The sequence below is a fragment of the Streptomyces palmae genome (genome assembly GCF_004684805.1).
GTDB lineage: Bacteria > Actinomycetota > Actinomycetes > Streptomycetales > Streptomycetaceae > Streptomyces > Streptomyces palmae.
Window position 1 is genome coordinate 1 of sequence record NZ_SRID01000131.1, and the last position, 16,569, is coordinate 16,569.

General features: G+C 70.4%; 18 protein-coding genes, 1 tRNA gene and 1 riboswitch. Of the genes, 5 read left to right on the top strand and 14 right to left on the bottom strand.

Annotated features, from left to right (window positions below; all coding sequences use genetic code 11):
• On the top strand, nt 1–2,390 hold a 2,390-nt coding region (locus E4099_RS15715; RefSeq protein WP_245244881.1), incomplete at its 5' end, for a transglycosylase domain-containing protein.
• A gap of 87 nt (nt 2,391–2,477) precedes the next feature.
• Here the strand turns inward: E4099_RS15715 and E4099_RS15720 are convergent.
• The 3 genes from E4099_RS15720 to E4099_RS15730 all read right to left on the bottom strand — a co-directional run bounded on the left by E4099_RS15720 (nt 2,478) and on the right by E4099_RS15730 (nt 3,772).
• Nucleotides 2,478–2,798 carry a DMT family transporter gene (locus tag E4099_RS15720; protein ID WP_135339683.1) on the bottom strand — a complete coding sequence of 107 codons (321 nt, stop codon included), beginning with the start codon at nt 2,796–2,798 and terminating at the stop codon, nt 2,478–2,480.
• A 37-nt stretch (nt 2,799–2,835) separates the two neighbouring features.
• Nucleotides 2,836–2,895: riboswitch (guanidine-III (ykkC-III) riboswitch) on the bottom strand.
• A 123-nt stretch (nt 2,896–3,018) separates the two neighbouring features.
• Nucleotides 3,019–3,360: a GroES family chaperonin gene (locus tag E4099_RS15725; RefSeq protein WP_135339684.1), complete on the bottom strand. Its 342-nt coding sequence runs from the start codon at nt 3,358–3,360 to the stop codon at nt 3,019–3,021.
• A 91-nt stretch (nt 3,361–3,451) separates the two neighbouring features.
• Entirely contained in the window at nt 3,452–3,772 is a 321-nt protein-coding gene (locus E4099_RS15730) for a DUF3618 domain-containing protein (protein ID WP_135339685.1), read from the bottom strand.
• Between the two features lie 178 nt (nt 3,773–3,950).
• Between E4099_RS15730 and bcp the strand changes: the two genes are divergently transcribed.
• The 3 genes from bcp to E4099_RS15745 all read left to right on the top strand — a co-directional run bounded on the left by bcp (nt 3,951) and on the right by E4099_RS15745 (nt 5,801).
• Entirely contained in the window at nt 3,951–4,418 is a 468-nt protein-coding gene (bcp, locus tag E4099_RS15735) for a thioredoxin-dependent thiol peroxidase (RefSeq protein WP_135339686.1), read from the top strand.
• A gap of 112 nt (nt 4,419–4,530) precedes the next feature.
• Entirely contained in the window at nt 4,531–5,598 is a 1,068-nt protein-coding gene (locus tag E4099_RS15740) for an HNH endonuclease signature motif containing protein (protein WP_245244882.1), read from the top strand.
• 119 nt (nt 5,599–5,717) lie between these two features.
• Nucleotides 5,718–5,801 (top strand) — tRNA-Leu (locus tag E4099_RS15745).
• 57 nt (nt 5,802–5,858) lie between these two features.
• Here E4099_RS15745 and rdgB read toward each other — a convergent pair.
• The 4 genes from rdgB to E4099_RS15765 all read right to left on the bottom strand — a co-directional run bounded on the left by rdgB (nt 5,859) and on the right by E4099_RS15765 (nt 8,531).
• Entirely contained in the window at nt 5,859–6,494 is a 636-nt protein-coding gene (gene rdgB, locus E4099_RS15750; RefSeq protein WP_135339687.1) for an RdgB/HAM1 family non-canonical purine NTP pyrophosphatase, read from the bottom strand.
• Nucleotides 6,495–6,501: 7 nt separating this feature from the next.
• On the bottom strand, nt 6,502–6,873 hold the full coding sequence (locus tag E4099_RS15755) for a hypothetical protein (protein ID WP_135339688.1): 372 nt from the start codon (nt 6,871–6,873) through the stop codon (nt 6,502–6,504).
• 419 nt (nt 6,874–7,292) lie between these two features.
• Entirely contained in the window at nt 7,293–8,024 is a 732-nt protein-coding gene (gene rph, locus E4099_RS15760) for a ribonuclease PH (protein ID WP_135339689.1), read from the bottom strand.
• A 222-nt stretch (nt 8,025–8,246) separates the two neighbouring features.
• Nucleotides 8,247–8,531 carry a PTS sugar transporter subunit IIB gene (locus tag E4099_RS15765; protein WP_135339690.1) on the bottom strand — a complete coding sequence of 95 codons (285 nt, stop codon included), beginning with the start codon at nt 8,529–8,531 and terminating at the stop codon, nt 8,247–8,249.
• A gap of 334 nt (nt 8,532–8,865) precedes the next feature.
• On the opposite strand from E4099_RS15765, the gene E4099_RS15770 reads away from it, so the two are divergent.
• Nucleotides 8,866–10,206, top strand: coding sequence for a PTS transporter subunit EIIC (locus tag E4099_RS15770; protein WP_135339691.1), 1,341 nt, complete (start codon nt 8,866–8,868; stop codon nt 10,204–10,206).
• Nucleotides 10,207–10,384: 178 nt separating this feature from the next.
• Here E4099_RS15770 and E4099_RS15775 read toward each other — a convergent pair whose 3' ends face one another.
• The 7 genes from E4099_RS15775 to clpS all read right to left on the bottom strand — a co-directional run bounded on the left by E4099_RS15775 (nt 10,385) and on the right by clpS (nt 16,335).
• Nucleotides 10,385–11,137, bottom strand: coding sequence for an MBL fold metallo-hydrolase (locus E4099_RS15775; protein ID WP_135339692.1), 753 nt, complete (start codon nt 11,135–11,137; stop codon nt 10,385–10,387).
• 340 nt (nt 11,138–11,477) lie between these two features.
• Entirely contained in the window at nt 11,478–12,428 is a 951-nt protein-coding gene (locus tag E4099_RS15780; RefSeq protein WP_135339693.1) for a PLP-dependent cysteine synthase family protein, read from the bottom strand.
• Entirely contained in the window at nt 12,428–12,727 is a 300-nt protein-coding gene (locus tag E4099_RS15785; protein ID WP_135339694.1) for a MoaD/ThiS family protein, read from the bottom strand. The genes E4099_RS15780 and E4099_RS15785 overlap by 1 nt, the downstream gene beginning before the upstream one ends.
• A 228-nt stretch (nt 12,728–12,955) precedes the next feature.
• Nucleotides 12,956–13,387: a M67 family metallopeptidase gene (locus E4099_RS15790; protein ID WP_135339695.1), complete on the bottom strand. Its 432-nt coding sequence runs from the start codon at nt 13,385–13,387 to the stop codon at nt 12,956–12,958.
• 118 nt (nt 13,388–13,505) lie between these two features.
• A complete protein-coding gene (locus E4099_RS15795; RefSeq protein ID WP_135339696.1) occupies nt 13,506–14,990 on the bottom strand; it encodes an amino acid permease in 1,485 nt (494 codons plus the stop codon).
• A gap of 365 nt (nt 14,991–15,355) precedes the next feature.
• A complete protein-coding gene (locus E4099_RS15800) occupies nt 15,356–16,024 on the bottom strand; it encodes a DUF2017 domain-containing protein (protein WP_135339697.1) in 669 nt (222 codons plus the stop codon).
• On the bottom strand, nt 16,024–16,335 hold the full coding sequence (gene clpS / locus E4099_RS15805) for an ATP-dependent Clp protease adapter ClpS (protein WP_135339698.1): 312 nt from the start codon (nt 16,333–16,335) through the stop codon (nt 16,024–16,026). Before clpS ends, E4099_RS15800 begins: the two co-directional genes overlap by 1 nt.
• Nucleotides 16,336–16,569 lie beyond the last annotated feature (234 nt).

A 16,569-nucleotide genomic window follows, 5' to 3' on the forward strand; every position in this document is an offset into this window, starting at 1 on the left:
CCCCGGGCCGTCCCGGCGGCCCCGGCGGCCCCGGCGCTCCGAGCGCCCTCGCCGCCGCCGGCGCCTCCGGTGGCCCCGGCGCTCCCGACTCCGCCGAGGCCCCCACCCCGCCGCGCAAGAGCCGCAAGGAGGCCCGCAAGGCCAAGAAGGCGGCCCGGAAGGCCAAGCGCAAGGGCTGGCGGCGGCTGGTGCCCACCTGGCGGATGGTGCTGGGCGCCTTCCTCTTCGTGGTGCTGCTGTGCGGCGGCGCGCTGGTGGCCGGCTACATGATGGTGGACATCCCCGAGGCCAACGCCATGGCCACCCGGCAGACCACCGTCTACCTGTACTCGGACGGCACCCCGATGGCCCGCGACGGCGATGTCAACCGGGAGAACGTCCACCTCAGCCAGGTGCCCGAGACCGCCCAGCACGCGGTGCTGGCGGCCGAGGACCGCGACTTCTACTCCGAGTCGGCGGTCAACCCGCTGGCCATGATCCGCGCCGGCTGGAACACCGCCACCGGCAAGGGCAAGCAGTCCGGTTCCACCATCACCCAGCAGTACGTCAAGAACTACTACCTGGACCAGGAGCAGACGGTCTCCCGCAAGGTCAAGGAGTTCTTCATCGCGATAAAGCTGGACCGCGAGGTGGACAAGGACGACATCCTGGAGGGCTACCTCAACACCAGCTACTTCGGGCGCAACTCCTACGGCATCCAGGCCGCCGCCCAGGCGTACTACGGCAAGGACATAGGGAAGATCGACACCGCCGAGGCGGCGTATCTGGCCACCCTGCTCAACGCGCCCAGCGCCTATGACGTGGTGGCCTACCCGGAGAACAGGCCGAAGGCCGAGGCGCGCTGGCGGTACGTGCTCGACGGCATGGTGAAGAAGGGCTGGCTGAGCTCCTCGGAGCGGGACGCCATGAAGTTCCCGATGCCCCAGAAGATCAAGGCGCAGTCCGCGATGTCCGGCCAGCGCGGCTATCTGGTCGAGGCCGTCAAGCACTACCTGATCGACAACGACATCATCGACGAGCAGACCCTGGACCGCGGCGGCTACCGGATCACCACCACCATCGACCGGAAGAAGCAGGACGCCTTCGTCGCCGCCGTGCACGACAAGCTGATGAGCAAGCTGGACAAGAAGAACCGGAAGGTGGACAAGTACGTCCGGGCCGGCGGCGCCTCGATCGACCCCAAGACCGGAAAGGTCGTCGCGCTCTACGGAGGCATCGACTACACCAAGCAGTTCGTCAGCAACGCCACCCGGCACGACTACCAGGTCGGCTCCACCTTCAAGCCGTTCGTCTACACCTCGGCGGCGCAGAACGGCTCCGCCACCCAGGACGGCCGCAAGATCACCCCGAACACCATCTACGACGGCTCCAACCGCCGCCCGGTGACCGGCTGGAGCGGCGGGCCCTACGCCCCGGAGAACGAGGACGGCGGCTCCTACGGCCCGATCACCGTCACCGAGGCCACCGACCGGTCCGTCAACTCCGTCTACGCCCAGATGGCGGTGGACGTCGGCCCGGCCAAGGTCAAGCAGACCGCCGTGGCCCTCGGCCTGCCGGAGAAGACCCCGGACATGGAGCCGTACCCGTCCATCGCGCTGGGCACCGCCAACGCCAGCGTGCTGGAGATGACCCAGGCGTACGCGACCCTCGCCAACCACGGCAAGCGCGGCCAGTACACCCTGGTCTCCAAGATCACCAAGAATGACAAGGAGATCGAGGTTCCGGACCGGGGCGAGGTCGAGCAGGCCGTGCCGCGGGCCGCCGCCGACTCCACCACCGCGATCCTGCAGAGCGTGGTGCGGGGCGGAACCGCCACCGCGGCGCAGGCCGCCGGACGCCCCGCGGCGGGCAAGACCGGCACCGCCGAGGAGGACAAGGCCGCCTGGTTCGCGGGCTACACCCCGGACCTGGTGACCGTGGTCTCCGTGATGGGCCAGGACTCCGACACCGGCGTGCAGAAGCCGCTGTACGGGGCGACCGGACTGCCGCGCATCAACGGCGGTGGCGCCCCGGCCGAGATCTGGGCCGCGTACACGAAGGAAGCGCTCAAGGGGAAGCCGGTCAAGGAGTTCGACCTGGACACCGCGGGCGGCCCGAGCAACCCGCAGCTGCCCTCCGGTGACCAGCCGACCACCGGCACCGCCCCGCCGGCCACCGGCGACACGGACTCGCCCGAGTCGCCCACCGGCACGCCCAGCGAGGAGCCCTCCAGCCAGGCGCCGACGATCCCGCCGACGACGCCGCCCACCAACCCGCCCACGCTGCCCCCGACCGACTCTGGTGGCCCCGGCGGACCGGGCGGACCCGGCGGTGACCCGGGCGGCGACCCGGGCGGCGCGGGTGACCCCGGCGGGGCAGGCGACCCCGGCGGAACCTTCAGCGACTACTAGGGCACCAACGGCAGCGGCGCCCGCCACCCCCACGGGTGGCGGGCGCCGCGCGCTTTCAGGATCCCGTCGGCCGGTGGCCCCGCCGGGTCAGTGGCCCGAGGTCGCCTTCAGGCCGACCACCGCCACCAGCAGCAGCACCACGAAGAAGATCCGGGCCGCGGTGGCCGGCTCACCGAGCACCACCATGCCGAGTACCGCCGCACCGGCCGCGCCGATGCCCACCCACACGCCGTAGGCGGTGCCGATCGGCAGCGACCTGGCGGCCTGGGAGAGCAGCAGCATGCTGGCGACGATCCCGGCGACGGTGCCCACACTGGGCCAGAGCCGGGTGAAGCCCTCGGTGTACTTCAGCCCGATCGACCAGGCCACCTCCAGCAGACCGGCCACGATCAGCAGAATCCAGGCCATGACGGCACCTCCACGCATTGCACGGACGACAACAGGGGGTGCGTCGTCTTTGCGTGACCCGGTACGGCGCGTCTCGTCGGGAACATTCGACGGTAGCAAAAGGCATGAAAAAGGGTGGTGACCCAGGTCACCACCCTTCGCGCCGGACCGGCGCCGCCAAGCAGACACAGGCACGGCTTGGCCGTCGAACCGCCTCAGGTGCGGCCCGGCCGTCGAATCGCTACAGGTACAGCCCGGTGGAGTCCTCCGACCCCTCCAGCCGCTCCGCCGCCACCGCGTGCAGATCGCGCTCGCGCATCAGCACATAGGCGACGCCCCGCACCTCGACCTCGGCCCGGTCCTCCGGGTCGTACAGCACCCGGTCGCCCGGTTCCACGGTCCGCACGTTCTGCCCGACCGCGACCACCTCGGCCCAGGCCAGCCGCCGGCCCACCGCGGCGGTGGCCGGAATCACAATGCCGCCGGTCGACCGGCGCTCACCCTCCGGGATGTCGGTACGGACCAGCACGCGGTCGTGGAGCATCCGGATGGGCAGCTTGTCATGGGACGTGTTCACACTCACCCCAAGACGGTACCTGCCCGGCCGGTGCGCACGCGCCACCGGGCGGGTTCGGGTGCCCCGGCGGGCACGTACCGTACGCGGCGACCGCGGCTCAGCGGTCCTGGTGGCGCCCCGAGACCGCGATCAGCCCGACCACGCCGACCACCACCATCGCCACCGGCACGACCCGCTCCAGGCGCGGCGTCCCGTCCTCCGAGACCAGCTGGCCGCGGATGGTGGTCACCATCCGGTGGGCGGTCGCATAGGCCCGCCCGGCGGTGCGGTCCACGGTGGAGACCGCCTTCGCCTTCGCATCGCCGATGATCGTCTTCGGGTGCAGCCGCACCCCGATCTCGTCGAGGGTGAGCGCGAGCTCCTGCCGCCTGCGGGCGATGTCCGCCTCGATCTGCGCAGGGGTCCTGGCATCCGACACCGCGCTGCCTCCGTCACATTTCCGTTGATCTCAGTACGTCCGTGGTGGACAGTCTGTCAGCTTCACCCACGCCGCGCCCCACAGCACCCCCGTTTGCGCGGCTGACTAATGTCGGGGGTGGCCCTCGCGCCCGCCGGCGCGGCAGGCCCCGCCCCAACCGCACCTCACGAGGAGAGCCATGAGCGAGCGACTCCAGCCCGGGGACACCGCCCCCGCCTTCACCCTGCCCGACGCGGACGGCAAGCCGGTCTCGCTCGCCGACCACGCGGGCCGCAAGGTCATCGTCTACTTCTACCCCGCCGCCCTCACCCCCGGCTGCACCAAGCAGGCCTGCGACTTCACCGACAACCTCGACTTCCTCGCCGGCCACGGCTACGACGTCATCGGCATCTCCCCCGACAAGCCGGAGAAGCTGGCCAAGTTCCGTGAGAAGGAGGAGCTCAGGGTCACGCTGGTCGGCGACCCGGACAAGACCGTCCTGGAGGCGTACGGCGCCTTCGGCGAGAAGAAGCTCTACGGCAAGACGGTCACCGGCGTCATCCGCTCCACGGTGATCGTCGACGAGCAGGGCAAGGTGGAGCGAGCCCTGTACAACGTCAAGGCCACCGGCCATGTCGCCAAGATCATCAAGGATCTGGGGCTGTAGAGCCCAGGGGTCCGGGGCCACGGGTTCCCGGCACCCGGCCCCGAAATCCCGGAATGGCCCGCAGCGCGAAAGCGGTACGGGCCATTCCGCATATCGGACGCAACCTTCCGGTATGCGGATCGTTGACCCGTTCGAGGCCGCGCACCCGCGCACCCGAAGGGGGATCCCCATGCCGCCCAGCCCCTACACCCACGCCCGCCTCGCGGCGGCCGTCGCCGAGTCCACCTCCTGGGCCGAACTGATGCGCCGGCTCGACCTCAGGCCGAGCGGAGGAAGACGCCGGAGCCTCCAGCGCGCCGTCGCCGACTTCGGAATCGACACCGGTCACTTCGCCCGGTCCAGCCCACGGCTCAGGTACCCGGACGAGGCGATCGCCGCCGCCGTGGCCTCCTCCACCACCCTGCGCGAGGTGGTGGACAGGTTGGGCGCCAGACCGGCCACCGGCACGATGTCGCACATCCGCCGGCGGATAGCCGCCGCGAACATCGATGCCGGCCACTTCCCCGGCCTCCAGCGCTCGCCCGTCGAACTGCCCTTCACCCGCGACGAGCTGCTGGCGGCCGTGGACGGCGCCCGCAGTCTCCGGGCCGCCGCACGGCGGCTGGGGATCGCCGACGGAGACAGCGCCTCGCGTGCCGCCCTGCGGCGGCTGCTCACCGCCCTGGAGGTGGACACCCGCCACTTCACCCACACCCGTACCTCGCTACCGGACGAAGCCCTGCGCGAAGCGGTCGCCACGGCCACCAGCTACGCCGAGGTGATGCGGACGCTCGGCCTCAGGGCGGACAGCGCGAACCATCGCCACGTTCGGCGCCGGGTGGCCCAGCTCGCCCTCGACACCTCGCACTTCAGGCGCCGCAGCGGACTAACCGTCCCGAGCAGGCCGCGCCCGCGCATCGCCGAGGAGACGCTGAGGCGGTATCCCCCGGGATCGCCCCGGGTGAACCGCGAACGGCTCCACCGCGCCCTCGGCGAGATCGGTGTCGACTGCCGATGCGCCGGCTGCGGAAACTCCGGGGAATGGCGCGGCGCCTCGCTGACCCTCCAGATCGACCACATCAACGGCGACTGGCTCGACAACCGCCCGGAGAACCTCCGCTATCTCTGCCCCAACTGCCATGCCATCACCGACACCTGGTGCGGCCGGAACCGTGGCAAGGTGCCGCGGGCAGCTGTCTGAGAGCCTGCCCCCTCGAACCCGGCGGGCCGGCGGCACCCGGCCGGATCCGGAAGAACCGCCCCGACTTCCCGCCTCCGTATCAGTGGCCGCCACGGGCCCGCTACGATGGCGAATGATCGGCGGCGGTGGCGCAATGGCGACGCAGCAGACTTAGGATCTGTGGCCCGTGACAGGGCTTGAGGGTTCGAATCCCTTCCGCCGCACGCTATGGCCTGCGAATCGTTCCTCTGATTCGCAGGCCATCGTCGTACCGGCCGGGATCAGCCCAACAGCTCCCGCACCACCGGTACCAGCGCGCGGAACGCCTTGCCGCGGTGGCTGATCGCGTTCTTCTCCTCGGGGGTCAGCTCGGCGCAGGTGCGGGTCTCGCCGTTCGGCTGGAGGATCGGGTCGTAGCCGAAGCCGCCGGTGCCGGCGGGCTCATGACGGAGGGTGCCCTCCAGCCGCCCCTCCACGACCCGCTCCCGCCCGTCCGGCAGGGCCAGTGCCGCGGCGCAGGCGAAGTGGGCGGCGCGGTGCTCGTCGTCGATGTCGGAGAGCTGGGCGAGCAGCAGGTCCAGGTTGGCCTTGTCGTCGCCGTGCCGGCCCGCCCAGCGGGCGGAGAAGATGCCGGGGGCGCCGCCGAGTACGTCCACGCAGAGCCCGGAGTCGTCGGCGATCGCGGGCAGGCCGGTGGCGCGGGCCAGGGTGACGGCCTTGAGCAGCGCGTTCTCGGCGAAGCTGGTGCCGGTCTCCTTGACGTCCGGGATCTCCGGGTAGGCGTCGGCGCCGACCAGCTCCAGGTCGAGCCCGGCACCGGCGAGGATCGCCCGCAGCTCTATGACCTTGTTGGCGTTCCGGGTGGCCAGGATCAGACGGCGGTGTTCGGGGGCGGACCCCTGGGAGTGTGACTGCATTGAACGATTATCCCGGTGTGCAGACGTCGGTCAGCTCGCCGGCGGCGGCGGCCACCGGGCTGAGGTCGGGCTTCTCACCTCGGTCGAGGGCGGTCCGCACGTTGTCCACGGCCTGCTGGAGGTTGTCCACCGCCTTGCCGACGTCCGTGTTGTCGGTCCGCTTGTCGAGCTTGGCGAGGTCCCGGTCGAGGCTGTCGATGATCCGGTCGGCGTCGTCCGGGTTGACCGCGGTGGCGGTGAGCGCGCTCTGCAGGTCGTTCACGTCATTGGAGATCTCCACCGCGAGGCGGGCGCAGTCCACCGCCTTGCGGACCGAGTCGCAGCCGGTCAGCAACGGTATGGACAGGGCGAGCGCGGCAGCGGTGAGCGCGGCGGCCACCGGCCCGGCGGCACGGCTCCGGCGCGGGCGGGGTGCCGGGCCGGCGGCCTGGGCGGGCCGGGCCGGGCTCGGCCGGGCTGAATCGGCCCCGGCCCGATCGCGGCCCGGCCGGTCGTTCCCCGGCGAGACAGACCCGCCCCGCTCACACCCCTGCCGGTCGTGTTCGGCCCAGCCGTGCCCCGGCCGGACCTCCCCGGCCCGGCCTTGCCCAGGTCGGTGGTCCGCGGCCGGGGCGTGGTGGTGATGGCCGGTCGGCGGATGCGGCCGGTGTGCGGGCATGGCGGGCTCCCTCCCCTGGATCGCGGCCGCGGGCGCCCCGTACCGCGACGGACGCGCCCCGGCCCTGCCGTCTGATAGAACGCCGGAACCCCCGCGCCGGGTTGCTTCCAGACCGGGTGCCCGCCCGGCTCGCGGACCGCTCAGAGGGTGGCGGCGAGGGCCTCGCGCTGGAGGGCGTCGAGCTGGCCGCAGCCGGCCACCGCGAGGTCGAGCAGCCCGTTCAGCTCCTCGCGGGCGAAGGGCTGGCCCTCGGCGGTGCCCTGGACCTCGACGAAGCGGCCGTCGCCGGTGCAGACCACGTTCATGTCGGTCTCGGCGCGCACGTCCTCCTCGTAGCAGAGGTCGAGCAGCGGCACCCCGTCCACGATGCCGACGCTGACCGCGGCGACGGTGCCGGTGAGCGGCTTGCGGTTGGCCTTGATCAGCTTCTTGCCCTGGGCCCAGGCGACCGCGTCGGCGAGGGCGACATAGGCACCGGTGATGGCCGCGGTGCGGGTGCCGCCGTCGGCCTGGAGGACATCGCAGTCCAGGACCACGGTGTTCTCGCCGAGGGCCTTGAAGTCGATGACGGCGCGCAGCGAGCGGCCGATGAGGCGGGAGATCTCGTGGGTCCGGCCGCCGATCTTGCCGCGCACCGACTCGCGGTCGCCGCGGGTGTTGGTGGAGCGCGGCAGCATGGCGTACTCGGCGGTGACCCAGCCCTCGCCGCTGCCCTTGCGCCAGCGCGGCACGCCCTCGGTGAAGCTGGCGGTGCACAGGACGCGGGTGTCCCCGAAGGAGACGAGGACGGAGCCCTCGGCGTGCTTGCTCCAGGCGCGCTCGATGGTCACGGGGCGGAGCTGGTCGGGGGTACGGCCGTCGATACGAGACATGGGGTCGAGCCTATCGGCTGCGCCGAGGGCCCCGATCGGTCCGGGGGACCGCGGGGCCCTGGGTGCGGACGGCCGGTCGGGGCGGGCCGGGCGCCGCATCGGCTCGCCGGGGGCGATGTCCGCTCACCGGGCGCCGGCCCGGACATCCGTTCGTCAGGCGATCATCCGGACATCCGACGCCGTTCGCGGGGCTTCCGGCCGCCTGGGGCCGAGGGGTGCTCGTTACATCAGGTCTTCGATCTCGGCGGCGATCGGGTCCGCGTCGGTGCCCACCACGACCTGGATCGCGGAGCCCATCTTGACGACGCCGTGCGCGCCGGCGGCCTTGAGCGCGGCTTCGTTCACCAGGCCCGCGTCCTCGACCTCGGTGCGCAGCCGGGTGATGCACCCCTCGATCTCGAGGATGTTGTCGATACCGCCGAGCCCGGCGACGATCTTCTCAGCCTTGCTGGCCATGGCCACTCCTGTTGTTTCGGCCCTTCGGCGGCACCGATGAGCGATTTTCATACGTTAACCACGTTCAGCCCAGCTTCGCAGGCGTATGTCCGTCGCCTGGTGAAGAGGACGGCCATCGAGTGCGGCAGGCCGTACCGAGGAGCATCGACGCTCCCGACGCCCCCGACACCCCTCGCCAGCGAGTGGTCTACACCATTATGCGCACGAGACCGCACCGGCGATCGAGAGGGGTGATAACGATGTGGTTTAGACCACACGAAACCCTGGAACTCTGGATTCCTCTGCCCCTTGCCGCCGTGTTACAACAGGTCTAAACCACCAATGTGGTGTAGACCAAAGCGGGCTGCCCAAACCCCCGAGCGCCCGCCTCACCAGGAGGAATCCGATGAGTACGGCCACCGCCACGGAGGCTCCCGCTAAAAAGCGGGGCGCGGGCGTCATCCAGGGTATGCAGAAAATCGGGCGCAGCCTGCAGCTGCCGGTGGCCGCACTGCCCGCCGCGGGCCTCCTGAGCCGCCTCGGCCAGCCCGATGTCTTCGGCCAGGACGGCCTGGGCTGGAACAAGGTCGCCGAGATATTCAGCAACGCGGGCGGCGCGCTCTTCGGGACCAACCTGGCCCTGCTCTTCTGCGTCGGTGTGGCCATCGGCTTCGCCAAGAAGGCGGACGGCTCCACCGCCTTCGCCGCGCTGGTCGGCTTCCTGGTCTACCGGGAGGTGCTCAACGGCTTCGTCAGCGATGTGACCGGCAAGCCCCAGGACCCGGGCGTGCTCGGCGGCATCGTGGTGGGCCTGACCGCGGCCGTGCTGTGGGAGAAGTACCACCGCACCCGGCTGCCCGACTGGCTGGGCTTCTTCAGCGGCCGGCGCTTCATCCCGATCCTGATGTCCTTCGCGGGCCTGGCCTACGGCGTGCTCTTCGGCTACGCCTGGGCTCCGATCGGTGACGGCCTGAACAACTTCTCCGAGTGGCTCTCCGACAACGGCTCACTGGGCGCCGGCATCTTCGGTGTGATCAACCGGCTGCTGATCCCCATCGGCATGCACATGCTGCTGAACACCTTCGCCTGGTTCCAGTTCGGCGACTTCAAGTCCGGCGGCGAGACCGTCCACGGCGACATCGCGCGCTACGTCCACGATGACCCGACCGCCGGAATGTTCATGACCGGCTTCTTCCCGATCATGATGTTCGCGCTGCCGGCCGCCGCGCTGGCCATCGCGCACTGCGCCCGCCCCGAGCGCCGCAAGGCCGTGCTGGGCATGATGATCTCGGTCTCGCTGACCGCGTTCGTGACCGGTGTCACCGAGCCGCTCGAGTTCTCCTTCATGTTCATCGCCCCGGTGCTCTACGGCATCCACGCCGTGCTCACCGGTGTCTCCATGGGCCTGACCTGGGCGCTGGGCATCCGCAGCGGTTTCAACTTCTCCGGCGGCCTGATCGACTACCTGCTGGGCTACTCGCACAGCGAGAAGGCGTGGCTGCTGATCCCGATCGGTCTGGCCTTCGCCGTCGTCTACTACGTGGTGTTCCGCTTCGCGATCACCAAGTTCAACCTGCCGACGCCGGGGCGTGAGCCGGAGGACACGCTGGACGACGCGGCGGCGGAGGCGGCCGCCGAGGCGGCGGCCGCGGAGAAGCGGGCCGCGCGCAAGGCCAAGCTCAAGGAGAAGGCCCAGGACAAGGTGCCCGCCCAGAACGGGGACGCGGCTTCGGCCGGCGGCGCCTGACCCTCGACCTCGACCTCCCGGGCCGGCCCGGGAGGAACCCCGCCGGGCGGGCTGGATCCTCCAGCCCGCCCGGCGTCTGCTTTTCGGGGCATCGGGTGCTTCGGTGTCCTCCGGGGGCTTCCCGCTGCTCCCCCGTCCGCCGCCCCGTCGTGCCGCCGCCTCGCCGCGCCGTCCGCGGCTAGAGCTCGTAGACCGCGCCCGTCTTGGCCAGTTCGACGGGGCCGTCGAAGACCTCCTGCGCGTCGCGCTGGTTGGTCTGGGGGTCGGTCCACGGGGGGATGTGGGTGAGGACCAGCTGGCGGACGCCGGCGGCCTGGGCGTGCTCGCCGGCCTGGCGGCCGTTGAGGTGGAGGTTGGGGATGTCCTCCTTGCCGTGGGTGAACGCGGCCTCGCAGAGGAAGAGGTCGGCGCCCTCGGCCAGCTCGCGCAGCGCCTCGCAGGGGCCGGTGTCTCCCGAGTAGACCAGCGACCGGCCGTTGTGCTCGATGCGGAAGCCGAAGGCCTCCACCGGGTGGCTGACCCGGGCCACCCGCACCGTGAAGGGACCGAGGCGGAAGCTGCCGGGGGTCAGGGTGCGGAAGTCGAAGACCTCGCTCATGCACGCCTCGTCCGGTACGTCGTCGTACGCCCGGACCAGTCGCCGCTCGGTGCCCTCGGGGCCGTAGACGGGGATGGCGTGCGCCCGGCCGCCGTCGAACCGGTAGTAGCGGGCGACGAAGTAGCCGCACATGTCGATGCAGTGGTCGGGGTGGAGATGTGACAGCAGCACCGCGTCGAGGTCGTAGAGGCCGCAGTGGCGCTGCAACTCGCCGAGGGCGCCGTTGCCCATGTCGAGGAGCAGCCGGAAGTCGTCGGTCTCCACGAGATAGCTCGAGCAGGCCGATTCCGTGGACGGGAACGACCCCGAGCATCCGACGACGGTGAGCTTCATGAAGCAGGAACCTCCTTGGGGGGGTCCCCATGCCGAGGGCCAGGGGCGGGTCCGGGGGTCATGCGGTGCCCAAGAGCGTAAGGGGCGAAAGCCCAGGTCGCTCCTCCACGAGCCGCCGTTGTGGCTGGAATCACCAGGACGGCCGGACCTCGCTGGGAGGTCCGGCCGAACGGTGTCGTATCGCGGGGTCGGGGCCCCGCCCTTCCCCTCCGGAGGGGATGTCACGGCCCGGCGGCTCAGGGGCGCCCTCCCCGTCCGGGTCGGCGCCAGGGCTTCACGGCCCGGTCCGTACACGGGCACGGCCGCTGTCGCGGATCGGGCGTGCGGTGCCCAGGAGCGGCTAGGCCCAGAGTTGGCCGTGCAGGGTCTCGATGGCTTCCTCGGTGGTGGGGGCCGTGTACACGCCGGTGGACAGGTACTTCCAGCCGCCGTCGGCGACGATGAAGACGATGTCGGCGCTGCGGCCCGCCTTGACGGCCTTGCGGGCCATCCCGAGCGCGGCGTGCAGTGCGGCGCCGGTGGAGACGCCGGCGAAGATGCCCTCCTCGGCGAGGAGTTCCCGGGTGCGGGCCACCGCGTCGCCGGAGCCCACCGAGAAGCGAGTGGTGAGGACGGACTCGTCGTACAGCTCGGGGACGAAGCCCTCGTCGAGGTTGCGCAGTCCGTACACCACGTCGTCGTAGCGCGGCTCGGCGGCGACGATCTGCACCTCGGGGCGGTTCTCGCGCAGGTAGCGGCCGACGCCCATGAGGGTGCCGGTGGTGCCCAGGCCGGCCACGAAGTGGGTGATGGTGGGCAGGTCGGCGAGGATCTCTGGGCCGGTGGTGGCGTAGTGGGCGGCCGCGTTGTCCGGGTTGCCGTACTGGTAGAGCATCACCCAGTCCGGGTGCTCGGCGGCCAGTTCCTTGGCGATGCGCACGGCGGTGTTGGAGCCGCCGGCCGCGGGCGAGGGGATGATCTCCGCGCCCCACATGGCGAGCAGCCCGCGCCGTTCCTGACTGGTGTTCTCCGGCATGACGCACACCATGCGGTAGCCCTTGAGCTTGGCCGCCATGGCGAGGGAGATGCCGGTGTTGCCGCTGGTCGGCTCCAGGATGGTGCAGCCGGGGCGCAACCGGCCGTCCTTCTCCGCCTGTTCGATCATATGGAGCGCGGGGCGGTCCTTGACCGAGCCGGTGGGGTTGCGGTCCTCCAGCTTGGCCCAGACCGAGACCTCGGCGGAGGGCGAGAGCCGGGGCAGTCGGACCAGGGGGGTGTTGCCGACCGCGGCGAGGGGGCTGTCGTAGCGCATCAGGCGAGGTGGGCCGCGGCGTGCTCGGAGCCGCCCGCCACCGCCGGCAGGATGGTGACGCTGTCGCCGTCGTCGAGCGCGGTGGACAGGCCGTCGAGGAAGCGCACGTCCTCGTCGTTGAGGTAGACGTTCACGAAGCGGCGCAGCTTGCCGTTCTCGATCAGGCGGTCCTCGATGCCGCTGTGCCGGCTCTCCAGGTCGGCGATGAGCTCGGCGAGGGTGGCGCCCTTGCCCTCGACCGCCTTCTGGCCGTCGGTGTAGGTGCGGAGGATGGTCGGGATGCGGACCTCGATGGCCATGGGGGGCTCCTGTCGCGGGGAGGGGTGCGGTCGGCGGGCCTGTCCGGCGGCTGAGGGCACCCCGGACGACGTTCAGGGGAGGTACGGCGGGGCTCGGCGCGGGGGCGCCGGGCCTATATGTCGCTCACGTCCTGGACAACCATGCGGTCATCGTATCGATTCCCGGACCGACCTTCGGAAATCTGTCCCATGGTCCGGACGTTTCGCGACCACATGGCGGGATGGGGCTCAGGCGGGGTAGTCCTCGACCACCCGAACCTCCTCCTCGGTGACCTCTCCGTCCACGATGCGGAACGAACGGAACTGCACCGGGCCCTCGCCGTTGCCGCACTCGGCGGTGGATACCAGCACATAGTGGGCGCCCGGCTCGTTGGCGTAGGTGATGTCGGTACGGGAGGGGTACGCCTCGGTGGCGGTGTGCGAGTGGTAGATGACCACCGGCTCCTCGTCCCGGTCGTCCATCTCCCGGTAGAGCTTGAGCAGGTCGGCGGAGTCGAACTCGTAGAACGTGGGCGACCGGGCCGCGTTGAGCATCGGGATGAAGCGCTCCGGCCGGCCGCTGCCGACCGGTCCGGCGATGACTCCGCATGCCTCGTCGGGGTGGTCGGCGCGGGCGTGCTTGACGATCTCGTCGCGCAGGGCCTGGGTGATGGTCAGCATGGGGAGAAGGATAAGCAGACACGCCCCAGGCGGGCCCCGGAGGTGAGATCCGGAGCCCGCCTGGTGAGACGGGGCTGTTGGGGCAGCCCTTCGGTGCCGGCCCTCGCGGGCCGGTGGGTCAGTTCTGCGGGGCGCGGTCGGCCGGCTCCCGCTCGGCGGCGGTGGCGTCGATGACCTCGGTCTTGCGGGCGAAGGCGGAGGGGTTGCGCCTGCCGATCACGAAGTACGAGACGGCCATGATCAGGCCCCAGATCGGAGCGCAGTACAGCGAGATCCGGGCGTCCTCGTCGATGCCCATCAGCACGATCACCATGCCGATGAAGGCGAGCGCGAAGACGCTGGTCCACGGGTATCCGGGGGCCTGGAAGTCCGAGCGCGGCAGCAGGCCGGCGTTGACCTTGCGGCGGTAGACCAGCTGGGAGCAGAGGATCATGATCCAGGCCCACATGCCCGAGATGGTGGCGAAGGAGACCACGTAGTCGAACGCCTTGCCCGGCCACTGGTAGTTGATGAACACGCCGAACAGCATGAAGACCGCGGAGACGGTGGTACCGCGCAGCGGCAGGCCCGAGGGCGACAGCGTGTTGAAGAACTTCGGGCCCTGGCCGTTGAGCGAGAGGTCGCGGAGCATCCGGCCGGTGGAGTACATGCCGGAGTTGCAGGACGACAGGGCCGCGGTGAGCACCACGAAGTTGACGATGCCCGCGCCGGCCGGCAGGCCGATCTTGGCGAAGGCCGCCACGAAGGGGCTCACGCCGGGCTCGAAGACGGTCCAGCTGACCACGGACAGGATGATGATGAGGGCGCCCAGGTAGAAGAGGGCGATCCGCCACGGCACGGTGTTGATGGCCTGGGGCAGGGTCTTCTTGGGGTTGGTGGCCTCGCCCGCGGTGACGCCGACCAGCTCGACGGCGAGGAAGGCGAACATCACGATCTGCAGGGTCATCAGCGTGCCGCCGATGCCCTTGGGGAAGAAGCCGCCGTGGCTCCACAGCTGACTGAAGGAGGCGGTGTCGCCGGCGTCGGAGAAGCCGAAAAGGATCACGCCCAGGCCGATCAGGATCATGCCGATGATGGCGGTGACCTTGACCATGGAGAACCAGAACTCCAGCTCACCGAAGAGCTTCACGGAGATCAGGTTCACGAAGTACAGCAGCACGGTGAAGACCAGCGCCGAGGCCCACTGCGGGATGTCCTCGTTCCAGTACTGCACGTACGCGGCCGCCGCGGTCACCTCGGTGATGCCGGTGACGACCCAGAAGAGCCAGTACGTCCAGCCGGTCACGAAGCCGAAGAACGGGCCGAGGAACTCGCGGGCGTACTCCGAGAAGGAGCCCGAGACGGGGCGGTACATGAGCAGCTCGCCCAGGGCCCGCATGATGAAGAAGATGACCAGGCCCGCGATGGCGTACGCCAGGATGAGGCTGGGTCCGGCCTTGGAGATGGCCTTGCCTGCCCCGAGGAACAGGCCGGTACCGATGGCGCCACCGATGGCGATCATCTGGATCTGACGGTTACCGAGTCCGCGCTGGTAACCCTCTTCGGGTTCGTTGACCGCGGCCGAGTGGCCGCCATGCTGCTCGTCGACCTGCACCGAGGTCATGCTGTGGACGCCTTTCTCCATTCCGACCCGGCCTCTCGGCTCGGATCGGGTCCCGATCCCCCCGGATTTCATGGAGTGCTACCGGCGGTCAGCCGGCCCAAGCGCCCCCGCGGACAGGGGTGGCGTCCGCGGCGGTCGTGAAGATTTATCACGCCCGCAACAGAGATCCACACGGGCGAATGTGAGGGGAAGCACAGGAAGAAGCGGACGCAAAGGACAAGCGTCAGCAAATAAGACGTACGCGGTAATGTGATCGTTATTCGAAGTTGAGACTCCGCTGAGCGAACACCTATCCGTTATGTCAGAAATGCTGGCCGAAGTGGCCAATTCCGGTACGCGATCAGGACTTCATGCCCCGGTGGGCGTCACAGTGTTTCCACCAGGGTCTCCTGGAGTTCACCGAGCCAGATGTAGGCGACCGCCATCGGCTTGCGCGGGTCGGAGTCGGGCAGCCGCAGCAGTTCGCTGCCGTCCGCCTCGTCGCTCACCTCCAGCCGGGTGCCGACCGCCAGCCGCAGGTCGTTGAGGGTGCCCAGCCAGCGCCGGCTCAGCTCCGGATCCAGCTCCAGCACCGCGGCCGGACCGGTCGCACCCTCCCCGCCGTCCCCGCCGTCGCCGGCCTCCCGCTCGGCGGCCAGCCGGCTGCCGACCGCGTCCAGCGAGCGCACCACCGCCAGCGCGTCCTCGCGCTTGCGGGCCCGCAGGTCGTTCTCGGTGTAGCGGCGGAACTCGGCGGAGGCGGCCCGCGCCTCCTCGGCCGCCCGCGCCGCCTCGGAATCCCCGGGACCGGGCAGCGGTGCGGCGGGGTCCACGTAGGCGTCCGGGAAGAGCCGGGCCAGCGCCGGATCGGAGGGCGGCTCGGTGGGCCCCTCGGCGAAGAGCGCGTCCAGCGGGTCCGCCCCGCCGACCGCGTCCTGCCCCGGGCCGATCAGCTCCAGCAGCTGAACGGCGAAGCTGCGCAGAATGGACACCTGGGCCTCGTCCAGGGCGATCGACGCCCCGCCGCCGGGCAGCGGCTCGAAGTACCCCAGCATCAGCGGTCCTGCTGAAGGGTGGCCCACAGGCCGTACCCGTGCATGGCCTGCACGTCGCGTTCCATCTCCTCACGGCTGCCGCTGGAGACGATCGCGCGGCCCTTGTGGTGAACGTCCAACATCAGTCGGTGCGCCTTGTCCTTCGGGTAGCCGAAGTAGGTCTGGAAGACATAGGTGACATAGCTCATGAGGTTCACCGGGTCGTTGTGAACCACCGTGACCCAGGGCACATCGGGCTCGGGTACCGCCGAGGACGCTTCACTCGACTCGGGTTTCTCGATCTCCACCGGTGCGACACTCACGGGTTCCATGCTGCCACCCAGGGCAGGCCGTCGCATAAAGGACCCCAGAAATCGTCACTCTGACGAAATCGGGGTAGCATCATGTCCATGAACACTGCGGATCTGGGCTCGCACGAACAAGGGGGCGCGGAGCGCTCCAGCGAGGGCGGTGGCGGGCGACGGGTGGAAGGCGCAGAGCGCCCTTCCCTTGAGGGCAGTGGTGGGCTGGGGGCACCGCCCCGGGAGCACCTCTCAGCGGTGGCC